At 59.5% G+C, this 18,702-nt stretch carries 18 protein-coding genes; 4 read left to right on the forward strand and 14 right to left on the reverse strand.

The features are described from left to right. Nucleotides 1–46: 46 nt before the first annotated feature. The 8 genes from CXK91_RS21075 to CXK91_RS21110 all read right to left on the reverse strand — a co-directional run bounded on the left by CXK91_RS21075 (nt 47) and on the right by CXK91_RS21110 (nt 7,655). Nucleotides 47–967 (reverse strand): FecR domain-containing protein, encoded by a 921-nt coding sequence (locus CXK91_RS21075; RefSeq protein ID WP_103457964.1) that lies wholly within the window; start codon nt 965–967, stop codon nt 47–49. Next, nucleotides 964–1,467 (reverse strand): sigma-70 family RNA polymerase sigma factor, encoded by a 504-nt coding sequence (locus CXK91_RS21080; RefSeq protein WP_103457965.1) that lies wholly within the window; start codon nt 1,465–1,467, stop codon nt 964–966. Before CXK91_RS21080 ends, CXK91_RS21075 begins: the two co-directional genes overlap by 4 nt. Nucleotides 1,468–1,647: 180 nt before the next feature. Then, nucleotides 1,648–4,065, reverse strand: coding sequence for a TonB-dependent siderophore receptor (locus tag CXK91_RS21085; protein ID WP_103457997.1), 2,418 nt, complete (start codon nt 4,063–4,065; stop codon nt 1,648–1,650). Between the two features lie 201 nt (nt 4,066–4,266). After that, a complete protein-coding gene (locus CXK91_RS21090; RefSeq protein WP_103457966.1) occupies nt 4,267–5,238 on the reverse strand; it encodes a FecR domain-containing protein in 972 nt (323 codons plus the stop codon). Further along, entirely contained in the window at nt 5,235–5,726 is a 492-nt protein-coding gene (locus CXK91_RS21095; RefSeq protein ID WP_103457967.1) for a sigma-70 family RNA polymerase sigma factor, read from the reverse strand. Before CXK91_RS21095 ends, CXK91_RS21090 begins: the two co-directional genes overlap by 4 nt. A gap of 116 nt (nt 5,727–5,842) precedes the next feature. After that, entirely contained in the window at nt 5,843–6,358 is a 516-nt protein-coding gene (locus CXK91_RS21100) for a DUF2937 family protein (RefSeq protein ID WP_103457968.1), read from the reverse strand. Next, complete coding sequence (locus CXK91_RS21105; RefSeq protein WP_103457969.1) at nt 6,352–7,134, reverse strand: class II glutamine amidotransferase; 783 nt, start codon at nt 7,132–7,134, stop codon at nt 6,352–6,354. Before CXK91_RS21105 ends, CXK91_RS21100 begins: the two co-directional genes overlap by 7 nt. Before the next feature lie 44 nt (nt 7,135–7,178). Then, nucleotides 7,179–7,655 (reverse strand): MFS transporter, encoded by a 477-nt coding sequence (locus CXK91_RS21110; protein WP_103457970.1) that lies wholly within the window; start codon nt 7,653–7,655, stop codon nt 7,179–7,181. Between the two features lie 273 nt (nt 7,656–7,928). Between CXK91_RS21110 and CXK91_RS21120 the strand changes: the two genes are divergently transcribed. Then, nucleotides 7,929–8,369, forward strand: coding sequence for a universal stress protein (locus CXK91_RS21120; protein WP_103457972.1), 441 nt, complete (start codon nt 7,929–7,931; stop codon nt 8,367–8,369). Nucleotides 8,370–8,418: 49 nt separating this feature from the next. Here CXK91_RS21120 and CXK91_RS21125 read toward each other — a convergent pair whose 3' ends face one another. Together CXK91_RS21125 and CXK91_RS21130 are read right to left on the reverse strand one after the other, a co-directional pair. Continuing rightward, nucleotides 8,419–9,111 carry a DUF6901 family protein gene (locus tag CXK91_RS21125; RefSeq protein WP_103457973.1) on the reverse strand — a complete coding sequence of 231 codons (693 nt, stop codon included), beginning with the start codon at nt 9,109–9,111 and terminating at the stop codon, nt 8,419–8,421. Between the two features lie 157 nt (nt 9,112–9,268). Further along, on the reverse strand, nt 9,269–11,170 hold the full coding sequence (locus CXK91_RS21130) for an ATP-binding cassette domain-containing protein (RefSeq protein WP_103457974.1): 1,902 nt from the start codon (nt 11,168–11,170) through the stop codon (nt 9,269–9,271). A gap of 296 nt (nt 11,171–11,466) precedes the next feature. On the opposite strand from CXK91_RS21130, the gene CXK91_RS21135 reads away from it, so the two are divergent. Continuing rightward, the gene (locus CXK91_RS21135) at nt 11,467–13,389 is read left to right on the forward strand and encodes a transglycosylase SLT domain-containing protein (RefSeq protein ID WP_103457975.1); all 1,923 of its coding nucleotides are present in this window, start codon (nt 11,467–11,469) and stop codon (nt 13,387–13,389) included. Between the two features lie 71 nt (nt 13,390–13,460). Here the strand turns inward: CXK91_RS21135 and CXK91_RS21140 are convergent, their stop codons facing one another. The 4 genes from CXK91_RS21140 to CXK91_RS22630 form a co-directional block, all read right to left on the reverse strand. Beyond that, nucleotides 13,461–14,261 carry an MOSC domain-containing protein gene (locus tag CXK91_RS21140; RefSeq protein WP_103457976.1) on the reverse strand — a complete coding sequence of 267 codons (801 nt, stop codon included), beginning with the start codon at nt 14,259–14,261 and terminating at the stop codon, nt 13,461–13,463. A gap of 77 nt (nt 14,262–14,338) precedes the next feature. Then, nucleotides 14,339–15,271, reverse strand: coding sequence for a chemotaxis protein CheV (locus CXK91_RS21145; RefSeq protein ID WP_103457977.1), 933 nt, complete (start codon nt 15,269–15,271; stop codon nt 14,339–14,341). Nucleotides 15,272–15,389: 118 nt separating this feature from the next. Then, nucleotides 15,390–16,301 carry a lipid kinase YegS gene (gene yegS, locus CXK91_RS21150; RefSeq protein ID WP_103457978.1) on the reverse strand — a complete coding sequence of 304 codons (912 nt, stop codon included), beginning with the start codon at nt 16,299–16,301 and terminating at the stop codon, nt 15,390–15,392. Nucleotides 16,302–16,314: 13 nt separating this feature from the next. Further along, nucleotides 16,315–16,494: a hypothetical protein gene (locus CXK91_RS22630; protein ID WP_146048138.1), complete on the reverse strand. Its 180-nt coding sequence runs from the start codon at nt 16,492–16,494 to the stop codon at nt 16,315–16,317. Between the two features lie 183 nt (nt 16,495–16,677). Here CXK91_RS22630 and CXK91_RS21155 point away from each other — a divergent pair, with 183 nt between their 5' ends. Both CXK91_RS21155 and CXK91_RS21160 read left to right on the forward strand, forming a co-directional pair. After that, nucleotides 16,678–18,105 (forward strand): undecaprenyl-phosphate glucose phosphotransferase, encoded by a 1,428-nt coding sequence (locus tag CXK91_RS21155; protein ID WP_103457979.1) that lies wholly within the window; start codon nt 16,678–16,680, stop codon nt 18,103–18,105. 156 nt (nt 18,106–18,261) lie between these two features. After that, nucleotides 18,262–18,699 (forward strand): low molecular weight protein-tyrosine-phosphatase, encoded by a 438-nt coding sequence (locus CXK91_RS21160; RefSeq protein WP_103457980.1) that lies wholly within the window; start codon nt 18,262–18,264, stop codon nt 18,697–18,699. The last annotated feature ends 3 nt before the right edge of the window (nt 18,700–18,702 follow it).

Here is an 18,702-nt window from a genome sequence, read left to right on the forward strand (position 1 = left end):
CGAGCCTTCGTGAAGACACCTCCCATCAGCATGCTCTGGCAAACGGTCACGCCTTGCGGTGTTCGATACGTATCCAATACTGCGTCATGCGGCGCACATGAACTGGCAGCGCATCTTCGAGACTGGCTAGGGTGGCTTCGTTGTCATTCAGGTTGAAGGCGCCGGACAGGCGCATGCCCGCGACCTCCGGCGTACAGCCTAGGTAGCCGGGGCTATAGCGCGACAGCTCGGCAAGCAAATTGTCCAGGCGCCAGTCAACCGCAACTAGCATGCCCTGTGTCCAGGCGGAAGCGCTGCCTTGCGCCGCACGCGGTGCCCCCATCGTGTCGGCGCTGAAATCAAGCGCTTGGCCTGCCTCTACCCGCAGCGCGGGCCCTACCGCCAGGCGTGGATGTACTTCCACAGCATGGGCTTCGACCTCGACTCGCGTCAGGCTGTCGATCCGGCGTACGCTGAATCGGGTCCCCAGCGCGAGGATGCGCCCCTCGGCAGTCTGCACGCTCAGCGGGCGCGTATCCTTGGCGGTTTCCACGAGAATTTCGCCTTGCTGCAGATTGATAAGGCGTCGCCCTGCATCGAAAAGGATATCCACGCGCGTATCGGTATTGAGTTCGAGGCGAGTGCCATCGGCCAGGGCCACGCGCCGACGCTCGCCTATCCGCGTGACGTAATCGGCGCTCCATGGCGAGAGCTGATAGCCCTGCCAACCAACCACGCCAACACCTAGCAACAGGGCAAGCGTTTTTAGGGCGCTACGACGGTCTCGACGCGCCGTTTCCAGCGTGCTGACCGCGCCGGCGGGAGCCTGACCGAGCTGTTGTTGCAACAGTTCGATACGCGCCCAGGCTTCGGCATGGCGGCTATCGGCACCAAGCCAGGCTTGCCAGCCGACACGCGTAGCATCGTCGGCAGTACTGTCATGCAGACGTACATACCACTCCACGGCCTCGGTGAGAAAGGCCGTCACACATCCTCCAGCTGCAGGCAATGCAGCAGACCGATGGCCAGGTGCTTGCGCACCGTGGTGACCGAAACGCCTACCCGTTCGGCAGTTTTCTCATATGTCAGGCCGTCCAGTTGCACGGCAAGGAAGATAGCGCGAGTGCGTGCCCCGAGGCCGTCTAGCAGACGGTCGATGGCCATCAGGCTATCGAGGATTACCGCTCGCTCTTCAGCCGACGACGCGTACTGTTCGGGACGAAGGGCGAGTGCTTCGAGGTAAGCCTGCTCCAGAGAACGTCGCCGGTAAAGATCAATGACCAGACCTCGGGCAATGGTCGATAGATAGTGGCGCGGCTCGCGCAGATTGCCCGCTGTACGGGCGACCATTACCCGAACGAAAGTGTCCTGCGCCAGGTCGGCGGCATCGGCGGAATTGTTTAATCGTTGGCGCAGCCAGCCACGAAGCCAGCCGTGATGGTCGCGGTAAAGCACGTGCAAAGCCGTGCCGGTGGATGCCGTGGACATCCCGCCCTCCAGTAGAGACAGCATGCGAATGGGAATTCTTCGCAATTCTACGTGTAAGGCGGGCTGCTGGGAATGACAATCTTGTGGCTTGTTGATGATCATTCCCTCGCTCTGCGTGAGTCGAAGGTCATTTGAGGCCTCATCCTGAGAAGGGGCAGCAGATAGTCCTTCTCATCAGAGTCAGAAGCTCCAGCGAGTGCTCAACATGACGTTACGTGGATCACCCGAATAGGCGGAATTGTAAAAGCCGATGTTGGTGTAATACTTCTTGTCGAACAAGTTATAGACATTGAGTGTAGCCGACAGGTTTTCGCTGATCTGATAACGGGCCATTGCATCCACCAGCGAGTACGGGTCTTGGGAAAATTTTTCCCGGATGCCCTTACCGCGATTGTTCAATACCTGCCACCCCTCGCTTTGCCAGCGTGCGCCTCCTCCGACAGTGAAGCGATCCAGCGGCCCTCTGAGTTTATAGCTGGTATAGAGCGTGAGCTGATCTTGCGGCTCCCAGGTCGATAACTTGTCGCCGGCCTGGTCGCGAATGATCTTGTGGGTATAGCCCGCCTGGATTTGCCAGCCTGCTGCCAGCTCTCCGGATATTTCGGCTTCATAGCCCTTAGTTTTTGCCTTGAATGCGATGTAAGGATCCGCGTTCAGCGCGATGTCGGCATTGAGGTCGGACTCGGGGCGGTTATCCTGATGCACCTCGAAGTAGGCCACGCTGGTGTTGAGACGACCATCGAAAAACTCACCCTTGATACCTACTTCGTAATTCTGTCCTTCATCGGGTTCCAGCAGTTTGTTCGCGCTATCGCGGTAGTAGGTTTGCGGCATGAAAATATCGGTGTAACTGGCGTAGAGCGAATAGTTTGAGTTGAGGTCATAAATCATGCCCGCATAGGGAACTAGGCGACCAGTTTCGACGCTCTTGTCCGTGCCGCTCAGACGATAGTCCGCCAAGCGTGCACCGAGTAGCAGCGAAAGCTGGTCGTTCACGCTTAAGCGGGTTGCCAGGTAGGCTGCGGTCTGCCGGGTTATTTGGTCAATGCGTTGGCCAAGCGGGCCCCAGTCTGGTTCAGTTACATCGCCGTCAAAATTATAGAAGTCGATATCGTTGTCGTAATAGGTGACGTTCCAATAGTCCTTACCGAGCCAGTGAGATCTGGAGGTCGATGCACCGACGACCAGTTCGTGCTCTCGCCCTAGCAGGCTAAACGGCCCGCTGGCGTAGCCATCCAGAGAATTACTGGTTGTTTCACCGGTGTATTTATTGGCGTAAAGCTTTGCTCGACCGGTGCTCGCATCGGGGGGCGACTGCATGGAACCGAGCGGTGCGTCATACCCATTGACCTGGCGGTTGTATTGCAACTTACCCACCCAGTCATTATCGAAACTGTGCTCCAGAGTGGCAAAGAGGCTGTGGTTGTACTGCTGCCAACTGCTCCACGTGGCGCCGTTATTGTACGAGCGTGGCAATTCAATTCGCTCGCCACGAGAGTCGAACAATGGACGGCTGCCAGACCAGCCTGAGCCTTTGGGGTCATTGTTCTGATAATCGGCACCGACACTAAGGAGCGTTTGTGGGCTGAGATCGAACTCGAGAATGCCGTAATAAACACTGGTTTTGCGCTGGTAGTGATCCATGAACGAATGCTTGTCCTGGTAAGCCACGACAGCGCGACCACGCACATTACCGCTTTCGGTCAGCGGGCCAGTCAGGTCAATCTGTGAGCGGTAGTTATCCCAGCTACCTGCGGCCAGATCCAAGTGGCCTTTGAATTCGTGCCCAGGTTTCTTTCGAACCAGATTAATGACCCCTCCCGGGCTTCCTGCGCCGGATAACAATCCCGGGGAGCCTTTAAGTATTTCGACCCTGTCGAAGATGGCCATGTCACTGAGTGTATGCCCTGCCGAATAGGCTGAGTTGCGTAATGTGGGAATGCCGTCGTATTGGAAGTTATCGATAGAAAAACCACGGGAGTAGTAGTTAGTGCGTTCGCTGTCATAGGTTGAAACGGTGATCCCGGGCGTATGGCGCATCACATCATCAATGCCAGTGAGACCAAAATCATCGATATGCTGGCGCGTGACGACGGAGATGGACTGCGGTGTTTCCCTTGGCGTCAGTACCAGACGAGTGGCAGTGGCGATCGATCCTGGGGTATAGGAGCCCGTCCCCTCGGTGATGGTACCGAGCTGGTTGCTGATGATGGTGGTTGCTCCCAACTCCAAGACATCACCGCGACCCTCCGTCACTTCCAACGAATAGTTACCACCGTTGCTGACCGCGCGCAGGCCGGTGCCGACCAGTAGGCGCGCCAGGCCCTCGCTCACCGAATAACTGCCGTCGAGTCCCTGGCTGTGCTTGGCAGCGGTGAGCTGGGCATTGATCGAAAGCAGGATACCGGCCTCCATGGCGAAACGATTGAGGGCTTGGTCGAGCGGGCCGGCGGAAATGGCATAGGCTCGGGTTTGCTGGCCGGTGCCGGGTTGAGCCTGAGCGACCGGCGCGATCAGCAACGGGCTTGTGGCTACCACGCCGGCAAATAGGGCTCGGCAAGCCGCCGAGGTCAGTCTGGAAAGATTGGTTACGTGCATGTGCGGCATTCTGGATCGTCCTCTTGAGAATGCTTCTCGGTTGCTTTCAAGAGGTATCCCGAGCGAGGTGACGAAACCGACAAGGGCATGGTGAAAATTTTTAAGAGGCCTGTGCCCAGATACTGAAGCGATACCGTACGGGCTGGTGGAGGCGCATTCTGTGTAACTCGCGGGCATGCCCCGCTCCCTAAGGGAAGTCGCTCATCCTCTCGCAGATCTGCGTGGACCAACCGTAACCCAATAGCGGGTCAGACTATGCACTTCGATCGGTAGCGACTGTTGCAGTGCTATCAGCACCCGATCGGTGTCGGCCAGCGGGAATACGCCGGTCAGTTCCAGGCCGGCCACAGTCGGGTCGCAGCGCAGGACACCGGGGCGGTGGCGCGCTAATTCGGCAAGGAAATGACCGAGCGGCATGCGCTCGGCGACCAGGCGGCCTTCATCCCAGGCGATGGCCTTGGCATCGGCACGGTCGAGCTCGCCAAAGCGCTCGGCACTGAACCATTGGCGCTGCCCGGCCTGCAAGCGGCTGGCCGCGGCATGACGGGGGCGCAACTCCAGTTCGCCGTCGAACAAGTCGACGCGGCTGCCGCCGTCCATTTCGAGAACCGAGAAGCGCGTGCCCAGCGCCTGGATCTCGCCAGCGGCGGTCTCGACGATTAACGGACGACCTGCCGCGTCATGGCCGCTATCGAGCAGCAGTTCGCCCTCGAGCAGGCGGATGCGCCGCTCGCTGCTACTAAAGTGGATGTCCACAGCACTGCCGCTATTTAAACGCAGCCGGCTACCATCGGCCAGGACGCGCTGCAAACGCTCGCCGGCGCCACTGCGCAGGTCGGCCAGGGCTTCGCGCCAGGGTAGCTGCGAGTGGGCGACATAGCCGCTACCACCAGCAACCAAGAGCAGGCCAAGCAGCTTGAGCGCCTGGCGCCGGTAGGCGTCTGGCCGCTCACGCAGCACCTGGCAGGCGGTCTCTAGCGGCACTACCGCTAGAGCACCCTGCAGTTGCTCCAGGCGCTGCCAGGCCCGCTGATGTTCAGTGTCGGCTGCCTGCCAAGCTTCGAATGCGGCGCGCTGGCAGTCGTCCAATCCACCATCCCAATGTAGCATCAGCCAATGGCTGGCCTGCTCGACGATGGCGGGCGCGATGGGCGCTTCGGCAGAGCGACTCATTCGGCGTAGAGCACCTGGTAGCAGGCCTGGATGGCGCGCAGCATGTACTTCTGCACCGAGCTGACGCTGACCTGTAGACGTTCGGCGATTTGCGCATAGGTAAGCCCCTCAAGCTGGGAAAGCAAGAAGGCTTCACGCACTTTCCCAGGCATGCCGTCGAGCATCGTATCGATCTGCATAAGGGTCTCGACGATCATTGCGCGGGTCTCCAGCGAGGGGGTTTCCCGCTCGGGCAGTGCGGCGAGGCTGTCGAGGTAGGCTTGCTCAATGCGTTGACGGCGCCACTGGTCGACCACCAGATTGCGTGCGATCTGGGCCAGGTAGCTGCGCCCTTCCCCGCTTGCTGGCAAGCGGCCGCTGGTCAGCAGGCGCAGGAACGTGTCCTGAGCGATATCGGCGGCTCGTTCACGATCGCCAAGGCGACGACGCAACCAGCCCTGCAACCAGCCGTGATGATCGAGGTATAGGCCATGCACTCGCCGGTGCATCAAGACTGGATCAGGAAACGTGATGGACACCAAGAATTCCCATAAGAGACGATGGAGATAAGAATCGATCGCATCTTAAAGGAGGCGGAATGCCTTGGGAATGGCAAATGTCCGGCTCAGTGCCGGCGCAGCCGGTTATTGCGTTTAGGCCACAGCAGGCTTGCCAGTACCATGCCCAGTGCCTCTATCAACCAGGCCAGCGCCAGCGCGCAGCTGATGCCCCAGGCGATGGCTTCAGGTGCAAGCAAGACCTGGAAGCGGTAGCTGCTCCATACCTGCCCGCGCAGGCTGGGCTCGGCACCGAGCATTACGTGTACGGCGCAGGCATACCAGGGGCGCTGCATCGCCTGCCACTCGCGTTCCAGCAACCGCGCGCGGCGTACCAGGTGATCGACACTTTGCGCATCGTTCTGGAACACCGGGTCATCGCTGTTGCGGTAATGCTGCACCAGTGCGTCCAGATCTCCACTGAAGAAGCGCCGCGCCGTCTCCTGAAACCCCTGTAACCCTTGCTCGGCCTCCAGGCGCCTCGCCTCGACGTGCTTGGCATAAGCATCGATAAAGCCCGGCACCTGCACGCCTACCAGCAAGCCAAACGCAAACAGGGTTAAACGCAGATAACTTCTCAGCACGCGGCCACCTTTCCTTGCACAACACACTCGCCTAGCTGCCACAAACTCCATTGCCCCGGCTCGTGCAACGTCCATTGCTCGTTATTGGTCAGCGGCTCAGTGGCCAGAACGGTGACAACGTCGTCTGGGGTTGTTTCGGCATGGAAGTTCACGGTCAGTTCGGCATCCCGCAGCTGAGCCGGGCCGAACGGGGCGCGGCGGGTGATCTGCGCAAGCTTGGTGCTACAGAAGCTGAACAACCATTCACCGTTGCTAAGCAGGCAATTGAATACGCCCTTACGACGATACTCATTGCACGCGCCGAGCAGTACCGGTAGCAGGTTTTCGGCAGCGCAGCGGTCCGGAAAATCCAAACGGATACGATTTAGCAGATCGCAGAAGGCTCGTTCACTATCGGTATCGCCGACAGACCGGTAGAAGCCTTTGGAGGGTTCGAAATCCGAGAGCTGACCATTGTGTGCGAAGCACCAATGCTGCCCCCATAGCTCGCGAACGAAGGGATGGGTGTTGACCAGAGAAACCTTGCCGACGTTGGCGTGACGGATGTGGCCGATCACTACCTCGCTTTTGATCAGGTAGCGCTGCACCATTTTCGCCACCTCGGATTCGCAGCTGGCGACCGGGTCCTGAAACAATCGCAGGCCGCGGCCTTCATAAAAGGCGATCCCCCAACCGTCCTTATGCGGCCCAGTCTTGCCGCCTCGCTGCATCAGGCCGGTAAAGCTGAACACGATATCGGTGGGAACGTTGGCGCTCATGCCAAGCAGCTCGCACATGCGTCATCTCCCGATAGCTAGCTGAAACCAGAATGTTCTCACGCCTAGATCCGGGGTTCGGTGCGCAACCGCCCGCGCGATGGCGCGTAGTCCGGCTCATCTGGATCGCCGCCCTCATCGTTCATTCGCTCGCGCAGCGTGCGATTGTCTTCGTCCTCGGCGGCGGTTTCGCTACGCCTTGCGTATTTACGCTCGATAGGCCATCGAATAGCCACCAACAGCAAATACAAACCGAACGCGATCAATCCGTACATCGCCAGATCCGCCACCGCGCGCCAGGCGTTGTTACCGACCTTGAAAACCAGATCCATGGCAGTAATGGCCACGGCCGGCGCGAACAGTTCCTTGGTCGGATCAACGATGGTCGGGGTAAACAACAGCACGGCCACGATCAACCGCAACGGCTCACGTAGCCAGCGCCACATCCAGCGCGTCACCCGGAACCAGAACAGCAGACATCCCAGCGCTGCTAGCCCGTAAAGGGCCCAAGCGAACGAATAATCGGAGTCGAACATCAGCATGGCGTTTTCTCGATGACAAGCCGTTCACAAATGCCAGCAAGCCGCTGGCAAAACAACTGAAGCAATTCAACGGCGCGACGAGCCTGAACAGCGACGCGGCAACAAGCGGCCATGATAACAGCCCATACCCCTTCGCCGTCATCGTCGGTGACAACAAGCCACTGGCGGAGCGCGGAGCAAGGTCGTATAAACCTGTTAAACGAAAGGGTAATCCCCATTATCGCCGGGACGACCGCTGCCTCTGGCGACCGGCACACAAGGAGAAAACACGCCATGCCCTACCAACATATCCTGGTCGCCATCGACCTGACCGAAGAGTGCCATCCGGTTGTTGCCCGCGCTCAGGCGCTTGCCAGCACATCGAATGCGAAACTCAGCCTGGTACATATCATCGAACCAATGGCCATGGCCTTCGGCGGCGACGTTCCAATGGACCTATCGATGCTGCAGCAACAGCAATTCGATCAGGCACGTGAGCGAATGAACGGCTTCGCGGACAGCTATCCAGGCCTGGCTGCGGAACATCGTCATCTGGCCTACGGGCAACCCCGCCAGGAAGTGCATCGCCTGGCCAAGGAGCAAGGTTGCGACCTCATAGTAGTAGGCAGTCATGGCCGCCACGGGCTCGCGCTGTTGCTGGGTTCCACTGCGAACGACATTCTGCACGGGGCACCCTGCGACGTGCTGGCCGTGCGCTTGAAGAAGGCTGAATAGCGATCCTGAATCGCGCAGAGTTTTCGCACTCTGCGCAACGTCGCCGCGTTCAGATCATCTCGACCCCGTCGCCCGCACTCATCACCAGAGGGCGGATCTTCTGCAGCTGAGTCTCGAGCGAATAGGTCAGACTCGACGACATGGAAAAGAAGGTTAGGAACGCCTTTAGGTTGGAGTCGGCATGACAGGTGTCGTGGATGCGCTGCCAGAACGCCTGATTGACCAGCTGCAGCTGCTGGAATAAACGTACCAATCCGCGCAACTCCCAGTCAGCATGCCGACCTTCACGCAAGTTGAAGTACTGCCGCGCCAAGTAAAGCGATACCGCCCGCAGGACAAACTCGTGATTGCTGGCAAACGGCAGATGCTGCTTGGCCATGGGTTTGAGCCGCGCAAGTACAGGGCAAGCGCTGGTCGCCATGATCACCCCGAGCAATGCCCGCAGCCCTTCGTCCAGGCCAACCATCTTCGTGTATTCACGCTCCGGTGTGCGTACCCACACCAACGCTTTCTGCACGGCGGGCAGGCCTTGGAAATCCTCGATTACCCGGTGCAGGTCAACCGCGGCGGGACAATGACTGAAGTCGTCCTTGCTGAGCGGGCAATTCGAACAGCGTTGATGATCAAGACGGGTCCATTTAGGTGCCTGAGCAGCCACCTCCCTGTCGTATTCACGATCCAGCTCGATCCGGTAGCTGAAATCATGCTCATCATCCAGGGTGATACGGTATTCGATTGCCATTGACGCTCCATATGACTGCATCATCCGATGCGGATACTTAACTACGCGCCAGAACGCATGGCATTGATCCATCTCATAAGCCGTAACCGCAAACCGCGTCGTCGTACGCCGGGACGCGGACCGCAGCCCGCGCCTTTCGCCCAGCGAAGCGACCTGGCTACCCCTCCAGTTCGGCCCAACGTTCGAGCAACCCATCGAGCTCAAGCTGCAACGCCTCGATACGGCTCAGCACCGCCGCAGTCGCATCCGCCGGCTGCTGATAGAACGCTGGATCGGATATCTCAGCCTGGAGAGCCTCGATGCCCTTCTCCACTTCATCGATCCTGCCAGGCAAGGCTTCCAACTCACGCTGCAACTTGTAGCTGAGCTTCTTTTTGGGCGGCACAACCTCAGCGGCGGCAGGTGTCTGCTGCGGTTTTTTGCTCTCCTTGGCTTCACCACCAGACTCAGCGACGCCGAGCAAACGCGGCGACCCGCCCTGACGCAGCCAGTCCTGATAACCGCCAACGTACTCGCGCACTTCACCGCCGCCCTGGAACACCAAAGTACTGGTGACCACATTATCGAGGAACGCCCGATCGTGGCTCACCATCAGCACCGTGCCCTGGAAGCCAAGCAGGACTTCTTCCAGCAGCTCCAGCGTCTCCACATCGAGATCGTTGGTCGGTTCGTCGAGCACCAACAGGTTGGCTGGCTTACTGAATAGCTTAGCCAGCAAGAGCCGTGCCCGCTCGCCTCCGGACAAGGCCTTGACCGGCGTTCGCGCACGCTGCGGGCTGAACAGGAAGTCGCCGAGATAGCTCAGCACATGGCGATTCTGGCCATCAATGGTGATGAACTCACGTCCCTCGGCAAGGTTGTCGATCACCGTCTTTTCCAGCTCCAACTGGTGACGCAATTGGTCGAAATACGCCACTTCGAGTTTGGTGCCGAACTCGATCGTGCCACTGCTCGGCCGCAGCTCATCCAACAACAGCTTGAGCAGCGTGGTTTTGCCGGTACCGTTGGCACCGAGCAGCCCGATACGGTCGCCACGCTGAATGACCATTGAAAAGTCACGAATCAAAGGCTCGCCGCCGGGATGGGCGAAGGTCACGTTTTCAGCGACGATGACCTGCTTGCCCGACTTTTCTGCCGTCTCTACCTGGAACGTCGCCTTGCCCTGCACGTTGCGCCGCTCGCTGCGCTCTGCCCGCAGCTCTTTGAGCGCACGCACACGACCCTCGTTGCGGGTGCGGCGCGCCTTGATACCCTGTCGAATCCAAACCTCTTCCTGCGCCAGCTTCTTATCGAACAGCGCGTTGGCGGTTTCCTCGGCGGCGATCTGCTGCTCCTTGTGCACCAGGAAACTCGCATAGTCGCCATTCCAGTCGATCAGGTGGCCACGGTCCAGCTCGAGAATGCGGGTGGCCAGATTCTGCAGGAATGCCCGGTCGTGGGTGATGAACAGCACGGCCCCGTTAAAACCGGTCAGCGCCTCTTCCAACCAGGCAATCGCGCCGATATCCAAGTGGTTGGTGGGCTCGTCAAGCAATAGCAGATCAGGCTCGGATACCAGCGCCTGAGCCAGCAAAACACGTCGCCGCCATCCGCCGGACAGCTCAGCCAACGTGCGATCGGCAGGCAGCTGCAGGCGACTCAGCGTGCTGTCGACCAGCTGCTGCAAGCGCCAGCCATCCTTCGCCTCGAGCGCCTGCTGCACATGCATCAGTTTGTCGAGGTCCGCTTCGTTCTGGATGTTCTGACTCAGATGGTGATATTCGGCGAGCAGCTCGCCAACTCCGGCCAACCCTTCGGCGACTACGTCGAACACCGTGCGGTCATCCGCGCGCGGCAGCTCCTGCGGCAGCTCACCGATCTTCAAACCCGGAGCACGCCAGATTTCGCCATCATCGGATGCCCGATCACCCTTGACCAGGCGCAGCATGCTGGATTTTCCGGTGCCGTTGCGGCCAATGATGCAGACCCGCTCACCCCGCGCGATCTGCCAGGACACGCCGTCCAGCAGCGGCGTAGTGCCATAGGCGAGGGATACATCGGTGAACTTGAGCAGGGTCATGACTACCTCCGGAAAACAGGGCGCGCATTCTAACAGATACCCGCTCACCGCCCCTTCGGAGTGAGCAGCCTTTTATCGACAATGTGGCGACTTGGCCACCCCAACTGATCGGTGCGGCGCACTGCGTTAGGGCATACGCTCGTCGGAAGTCCGGTTTAGTTTGTTACCGGAGCTTAATGCGCGTTTAACTGGCCGGTGCGGCAGGCTAAGCTAGCCCCTGCAGCAGGCCGTTTCGTGCGTCGCTTCGGCACAGCACGCCGCCTGTACCTCAACGCCTCCCGTTCTACGGATGTACCATGCGCGGCCGACTCTCCAGTTTGTGTTTCTGCCTGTTCGTTTCAACCATCGGTCTGGATGCGTCCGCCGCCAGCCTCAGTCAACAGCGCCAGTACTACGACGAGGCTAAACAGGCCCTCGCCAAGGGCGACAGTGGGCCCTATCGCCGCCACCAAGCGGCCCTGCGCGACTACCCGCTTGTGCCCTACCTGGCTTACGACGAGCTGACCCATCGACTGAAGTCGGCCAGCAATCAGGAAGTGGAAAAATTCCTCGCCGAGCACGGTGACCTGCCTCAGATCAGCTGGATGAAGCTGCGCTGGCTAAGACTGCTAGCAGCTCGAGGGGACTGGCAGACCTTCACTCGCTATTACGATCCAAAGATGAACTTCACCGAACTGGACTGCCTTTTCGGCCAGTACCAGCTGCGCAATGACATTCCAGGCGCCGATGCCGCTACCGAGCGGCTGTGGCTAGTCGGCAAGTCGCAGCACAATTCCTGTGATCCGCTGTTCGAGCTCTGGGAAGGCAAAGGCCTGTTGACCGAAGAGCGACGCTGGAAGCGCACCAAGCTTGCTGTGGAGAGTGGCAACTACGGCGTGGCCAGCTTTCTGGCCAAACGACTGCCGACGTTGCAGACCCAAGGCCAGCTGATGATCGACGTTGCGCAGAAGCCACAAATGCTCCGCCAGCCAGAGCGCTTCGCGCCTACCAACTCCGCTATGGCGGACGTCGTTTCAGTTGGTCTGCGACGCCTGGCCCGTCAGGACCCAGAGCAAGCGTTGAGCCTGCTGGATAGCTACGCCCGCCGCTTCTCTTTCTCCTCCGAGGAGAAAGTCGCCATCGCACGCCAAATCGGGCTGACCCTCGCCAAGCGATTCGATGGCCGCGCCCTCAAGGTGATGGCTGAATACGATCCCGAACTACGCGACAACACTGTCAGTGAATGGCGCGCCCGCCTGCTGCTGCGCCAAGGCCAGTGGGACGAGGTTCACAAGCTGACTCAGCGCTTTCCTGAAGACCTGGCAAACACCAACCGCTGGCGCTACTGGCAGGCACGCAGCCTGCAGCTGGCCAAACCCGAAAGCAAACAGGCAGCCCTGCTCTATCAACCTGTCGCCCAGGAGAGGGATTTCTACGGATTCCTATCCGCCGACCGTATTCAGGCGCCATACAAGCTGAACCACCAACCGTTGGCGCTCGATCCGAAGGTCGTGCAAAAGGTGCGCAACACTGCGGGCATCCGCCGCGCACTGGAATTCCATGATCGCGGGCAGATCGTCGATGGCCGCCGCGAGTGGTATCACGTCAGCCGGCTGTTCAGCCGAGACGAAATGGTCGCCCAAGCCCGCATCGCCTATGAGAAGGAATGGTATTTCCCAGCGATTCGCACCATCAGCCAGGCGCAATACTGGGACGATTTGGATATCCGTTTCCCAATGGCGCATCGCAACACGCTGATTCAGGCATCGAGGGCGCGAGAGATTCACCCCAGCTGGGCCTTCGCCGTTACCCGTCAGGAAAGCGCTTTCATGGCCGATGCGCGCTCCCATGTCGGCGCGACCGGCCTCATGCAGCTAATGCCTGCGACTGCCAAGGAAACAGCCAAACGGTTCAATATCCCGCTGGCCTCGCAGCAGCAGGTGCTCAACCCCAACACCAACATCCAGCTGGGCACCGCTTATCTGAGCCAGATCTACGGTCAATTCAACGGCAACCGCGTACTCGCCTCGGCCGCCTACAACGCAGGCCCCGGCCGTGTGCGCCAGTGGCTACGCAATGCCGAGCATCTGTCGTTCGATGTTTGGGTGGAGAACATCCCATTCGATGAAACCCGCCAGTACGTGCAGAACGTGCTGACCTACTCGGTCATCTACGGGCAGAAGCTGAACTCACCGCAACCACTGGTGGAATGGCACGAACGCTACTTCGAATCGCAATAGCGCGAGTAGCGCCCTGCGGGCGATAGGCGTGCTGCCGCGATAAATAGCCCGATGGGGAGCAAAGCCTCGGGCTATTCCAGCACCTCGACGGGCATCCCAACCGCCAATTGACCGGTGCCTTCTGAGATCAGGTTCTGCCCGAAGAACACCCCGCCCTGGCCTTTTCGGTAAGACAGCAGCGTATTCAGGGGCTCACGGTCCGGATCGCGCTCCGCGCTGAGCGGATCGATGGTGGGAATGACGCACCGCGAACAGGGTTTGACGATACGAAAGGTCAGCTGGCCAATGCGAATGCGCTTCCAGGCGTCCTCGGCATATGGCTCGGTGCCGCTTATGACCAGATTCGGGCGGAACCGCAGCATCTCCAGCGGGCGACCAACGCGACGTACCAAGTCATCCAGCGATGCCTGGCCGATTAGCAGAAAGGGAAATCCATCGCTGAATGCCGTTCGCTCACCCAACCGCGAATAGTCCAGATCGACCTGGATGCCGTCATCCTCCGGCAGGTAAACCAAGCGACAGGCCTGGCCAAGAAAGTGCGACAGCCAGGTCGCTGCTGTTTCGCCTGCGTCCGGCACCACGGGATTGGAGCTCCACACCTGTACGCAACGCATCTCTTTACGGTCTGGCACTTGAACCAGCAGCTCCTGCATGCCTGGCGCGGCTAGGCGTAATGCGCTATCGCCCTGCCAGCGGGCCTGTAACAGCGCCATCCTGGGTATTGCGCGCTGGGTAAGGAACCGCCCGGTGCCGGCCGCCACCACCATCCAGCGGCGATCGCCGAGCAGCCCAAGCGCATCGCTCGCGCAATGCTGCAGCGATTCGCCTGCGGCGGATTTGAGTGGAAAGCGATAGAGCGAGGAGAGTTGCATGCTGCGCCTCCATGGAGATAGCGCAGCAGCATATCAGGGCGTGGCTACACGTTTCAGCCGCTGGAGAGCAGGCGCATTCAGCCTTGCTCTTCCATCTTCAAGCGATCCTGAATCACGTCCACGAGCTTTTCCGGCTGGAACTTGGAGAGGAAGTTGTCACATCCGACCTTTTGCACCATCGCCAGGTTAAAGCTACCGGACAGCGAGGTGTGCAGCACCACATAGAGATCGCGCAGGCGTGGGTCATGACGAATTTCAGTGGTCAGACGATAACCGTCCATCTCCGGCATCTCAGCATCGGTAAAGACCATCAGCAACTTTTCGGTCAGCACTTCGCCAGCGTCCGCCCATGCCTTGAGCATGTTCAGGCCCTTCAAGCCGTCACTGGCAGTGTGAATCTTCAAGCCGAGCTGGCTAAGGGTTTCGCGCAGCTGCGACAGCGCAACCGTAGAGTCGTCCACACAAAGCACTTCTCTGCCCCGCGCGCGCTCGAGGCCCGGATCAGCGAGACGTTCGGCGGAAATACTGGTGTCATAAGGCACAATTTCGGCCAGCACCTTTTCCACGTCGATCACTTCCACCAACTCGTCATCGACCTTGGTGATGGAGGTCAGATAGTGCTGGCGACCCGCTGTGGTCGGCGGCGGCATCACCGACTCCCAATTGAGGTTGACGATACGGTCCACGCCGCCGACCAGAAAGGCCTGCACGGTGCGGTTGTATTCGGTGACGATAATGGTGCTGCGCTCATCCGGCACGAGCGGCCGCAAGCCTATCGCGCGCGACAGGTCGACTACCGGCAGCGTCTGGCCGCGAAGGTTGACCACACCACACACCGAACTGTGCCGGTGCGGCATGAGGGTCATCTTCGGCAGTTGGACGACTTCCTGGACCTTGAAGACGTTGATGGCAAACTTCTGCCGCCCGCCGAGCCGGAACATGAGAATCTCGAGGCGATTCTGCCCCACTAGACGGGTGCGTTGATCGACTGAATCGAGAATGCCGGCCATTTCCAGGCTCCTTGGGAGAACAATGTAAAAGGCATATCGGCCGTATCTGCCGAGGCTTTATGTACCGCCAGTTGTTTTTTTCAACCCGCGGCGCCCTCGCCCCCAAAAGGCCTCTCGTCTATTGCGGCTCGGTGTTTCGGCTCAGAAGCGGCGAATCCGCCGGCAGATGCATGCGCAACGACCCGGCCCGCACCTCGAAACGCAACCGGGCGCCGGTAAGCGGCTCGCCATCCAGATTGATGTCGATTGGCGTCGGTGCTTCAACGTCGAGCCAAGGCACCCGCGCACTCACCGACACCGCATCGACACCCAGCAGGCCGCCGCTCAGGAGCGTGCCCAGGGTGCCGACAGCATCGGCAGGCGCCGGCACGATGCACACATCCAGCAGCCCGTCGTCAATCGTCGCCTGCGGGCAAAGTAGCTGCCCACCACCCGCTTGCCGCCCGTTGCCAATTCCCAACGCGAGAAACTCACCTTCCCACTCGAAACCCGGACCGCTGAAGCGGCCCCGAGTCGATCGAATCTCGGCAAAGCGGCTCAAACCCGTCAGCAGGTAAGCACCTCCACCCAACACGCGCTTGAGGTCTTCGGATGTACTGGCCGTGACTTGAGAGCCGAAGCCTCCAGTGGCCATATTGACGAACGGTTGACCATTCATCTCGCCAACGTCAATGGTCTGTGGCAGCTCACCCAGCAACGCAAGCGCGTCAAACGGATCGAGCGGAACGCCGGCCGCCCGGGCAAAATCATTGGCACTACCCAAGGGCATCAAAGCGAGGCTCGCCGTGGCCTGCGCCTCAAGCATCGCCACCGCCACCTCGCGCAGCGTTCCATCGCCACCGCCGGCAATCAGCGTAGGGTATCCGGCCTCGAGCGCTTCGAGCACCAAGCGTTGCGCATCTCCGGGCTCCCACGTAACGCGAACCGCCAGGTCCCATCCAAGTTCGCGCTGCTTGTTCACAGCCTCGCGAACCTCCTCATTAAGCGCCTGTTTTCCATGCAGTATCAGCAGCGCCTTGGTTTCGCTCATGGCCGTTCGTTCCTCACTGTTCGCACCGCTGCATAGGACCGAGTTCCCGCGAGGAAGTTGTGCGCCACAAGCGCAACGGTATTAATCCAAATGTTTGATCAATCACACCGCCGGTCAGCGCGTCTTCTTTTGAAAAGCGCGGCCAGCGCTCACCTAGATTTCGATAAAAACCTTTTAAAACAGCTATTTGCATGACGATTTGAGATTTCCTGATTTTTTTGGTGGCTCGCTGAGTACTACTGAACTCATCCCGAGAGGCACGGTCGGAGCAGGAGTCCCAATCACGGTTGCGATGGCGGCCTGCTATCACCCTTCCGCGTGCCGCGACGATTAATTCGAGATATGAGCCAGCTTTGAGCTGAGGATGGAGCCTTGTATGCGCGTACAGTCAGTTGGAACCCTTGAATATGCTCACCCGAGTTTCGTCGATTACTTTCTGGCAAGCGTCCGCCTGATTCACGGCCTGACGGCCATCCTACCGGGCCTCCTGCTACTGGCCTTCATGGACCTCCCCACCACCGGGCCATTCAGTGCATTTCTGGGCTTCTTCGCAGTGCTCAGCATCATCATTTTTCATACCGCAGGCATTTATAGCGAAGAGGTGTTCAGCACACTGCTGCGCTTTCGCGTCATGCTCCTCGCATGGGCGGCGGCTTTCAGTTTTCTAGTGTTCATGCACCAGGGCATGGGGCTGTTCGGCTATCTGGAAGCCAAGCACCTAGCCTTCTGGTTCTTCACGAGCACTGTACTGTTCGGCGCAGAGCGCCTGGCGATGCTGGCCCTGTTCCGCCGACTAATGGCACGCGGAATGTTCCTTCAGAACGCGGTAATCCTTGGCGGCACCGATAACGGAATCCGCGTTGCCGAATACCTGCAGAACCACCGCGACATCCGCACTGGCGTCCTCGGCTTCATTGACGACCGTCTGGAGCGCCTGCCCACAGAGCTGGCCAACCTGCCGCTACTGGGCAACACCCGTGATCTGGAGCGAATGATTCGCGAAGAGAAAGTCACGCAAGTGCTGGTCGCCCTGCCCTGGTTCGCTGACAGCCGAATCGGCCAGGTGATTGCCGAGCTTCGCAAGCTGCCGGTCAACGTTCTGCTGGTCCCCGACATGGTTGCCTTCCGCCATGCCGACAAGCGCATCACCGAGATCGGCGGTCTGCCGACCCTCATCGCGTCGGACCTGCCACTGCGTGGTTGGTCGCCGATGTTCAAGCGCCTGGAAGACATTGTCATCTCCAGCATTGCGCTGCTCGCCGCCGCTCCAGTCATGCTGGCGATAGCCCTGGCGATCAAGCTCGACTCGCCCGGCCCCGTACTGTTCAAGCAGAAGCGCTATGGCTACAACAATCGCCTGATCGAAGTCTTCAAATTCCGCTCGATGTACCACGAAAAATCCGATGCAAACGCCGACCGCCAGACCACTCGCGGCGACGACCGGATTACCCGCATCGGCCGCTTCATCCGCAAGACCAGCCTCGATGAACTGCCTCAACTGCTGAACGTATTTCTCGGCAGCATGTCCATGGTCGGTCCGCGTCCACATGCCACCGCCACCAAAGCTGCCGGCGTGCTGTTCGAGGACGCCGTGGCCGAGTACTCCGCGCGTCATCGCGTGAAGCCTGGTATCACCGGATGGGCGCAGATCAACGGCTATCGGGGTGAAACCGACACGCTGGAGAAGATCGAGAAGCGCGTTGAGTTCGACCTGGACTACATCGAGCGATGGTCAGTCTGGTTCGACCTTTACATCCTCGTGCGTACTCCACCGGCATTGATCTTCAACAAGGATGTGTACTGATCGGCGACTGGGCGACCTGCTGCCGAAAAGACTGGAAAAAGTCACGCCGCATAAGGCGTGACAGGAAGGAACTAATGACGCTCCCAAAAATCTCATTTCCGTTCACCGAGGGCCCCACCCCGGCGACTGCGAACCAGCAGCCACGAGGTTAACCCCATGTTCAAGAACATCTTGATCGTCTGTGTTGGAAACATCTGTCGAAGCCCCGCGGCCGAAGCAATGTTGGCGCACAGACTTCGCGGCCAGGACCTGACGATCAGCTCGGCAGGTATTGGTGCACTAGTAGGTAACCCGATGGACAAGACCGCCCATGAAGTATTGCAGGACAACGGACTGGAACTCCCAGCCCACTGCGCCCGCCAGGTCGACAGCCACATGCTGCACCAGGCCGACCTGATCCTTGCAATGGAGCATAGCCACATTCAGCACATTCGCCAGATTGCACCCGAAGTGCATGGCAAAACGTTTCTCATCGGCAAATGGCAGGACGACCTGGAAATACCAGACCCGTACCGCCAATCCAAACCTGCTTTTGAACATGTCCATAATCTCCTGACGAAATCCGTCGAGAGCTGGCTTCCTTACCTGAAATGAAGA

The sequence above is a fragment of the Stutzerimonas stutzeri genome, assembly GCF_002909485.1.
GTDB classification, from domain to species: Bacteria; Pseudomonadota; Gammaproteobacteria; order Pseudomonadales; family Pseudomonadaceae; genus Stutzerimonas; species Stutzerimonas stutzeri_AH.

Coding starts and splice junctions, on each gene's coding strand:
- CXK91_RS21080 (WP_103457965.1), bottom strand. CDS start 1,467: ATGTCCACGGCATCCACCGGCACGGCTTTGCACGTGCTTTACCGCGAC.
- CXK91_RS21095 (WP_103457967.1), bottom strand. CDS start 5,726: ATGCACCGGCGAGTGCATGGCCTATACCTCGATCATCACGGCTGGTTG.
- CXK91_RS21140 (WP_103457976.1), bottom strand. CDS start 14,261: ATGCAACTCTCCTCGCTCTATCGCTTTCCACTCAAATCCGCCGCAGGC.
- CXK91_RS21110 (WP_103457970.1), bottom strand. CDS start 7,655: ATGCTGATGTTCGACTCCGATTATTCGTTCGCTTGGGCCCTTTACGGG.
- CXK91_RS21155 (WP_103457979.1), top strand. CDS start 16,678: ATGCGCGTACAGTCAGTTGGAACCCTTGAATATGCTCACCCGAGTTTC.
- CXK91_RS21160 (WP_103457980.1), top strand. CDS start 18,262: ATGTTCAAGAACATCTTGATCGTCTGTGTTGGAAACATCTGTCGAAGC.
- CXK91_RS21145 (WP_103457977.1), bottom strand. CDS start 15,271: ATGGCCGGCATTCTCGATTCAGTCGATCAACGCACCCGTCTAGTGGGG.
- CXK91_RS22630 (WP_146048138.1), bottom strand. CDS start 16,494: ATGCAAATAGCTGTTTTAAAAGGTTTTTATCGAAATCTAGGTGAGCGC.
- CXK91_RS21135 (WP_103457975.1), top strand. CDS start 11,467: ATGCGCGGCCGACTCTCCAGTTTGTGTTTCTGCCTGTTCGTTTCAACC.
- CXK91_RS21130 (WP_103457974.1), bottom strand. CDS start 11,170: ATGACCCTGCTCAAGTTCACCGATGTATCCCTCGCCTATGGCACTACG.
- CXK91_RS21085 (WP_103457997.1), bottom strand. CDS start 4,065: ATGCACGTAACCAATCTTTCCAGACTGACCTCGGCGGCTTGCCGAGCC.
- CXK91_RS21090 (WP_103457966.1), bottom strand. CDS start 5,238: ATGAGTCGCTCTGCCGAAGCGCCCATCGCGCCCGCCATCGTCGAGCAG.
- CXK91_RS21120 (WP_103457972.1), top strand. CDS start 7,929: ATGCCCTACCAACATATCCTGGTCGCCATCGACCTGACCGAAGAGTGC.
- yegS (WP_103457978.1), bottom strand. CDS start 16,301: ATGAGCGAAACCAAGGCGCTGCTGATACTGCATGGAAAACAGGCGCTT.
- CXK91_RS21105 (WP_103457969.1), bottom strand. CDS start 7,134: ATGTGCGAGCTGCTTGGCATGAGCGCCAACGTTCCCACCGATATCGTG.
- CXK91_RS21125 (WP_103457973.1), bottom strand. CDS start 9,111: ATGGCAATCGAATACCGTATCACCCTGGATGATGAGCATGATTTCAGC.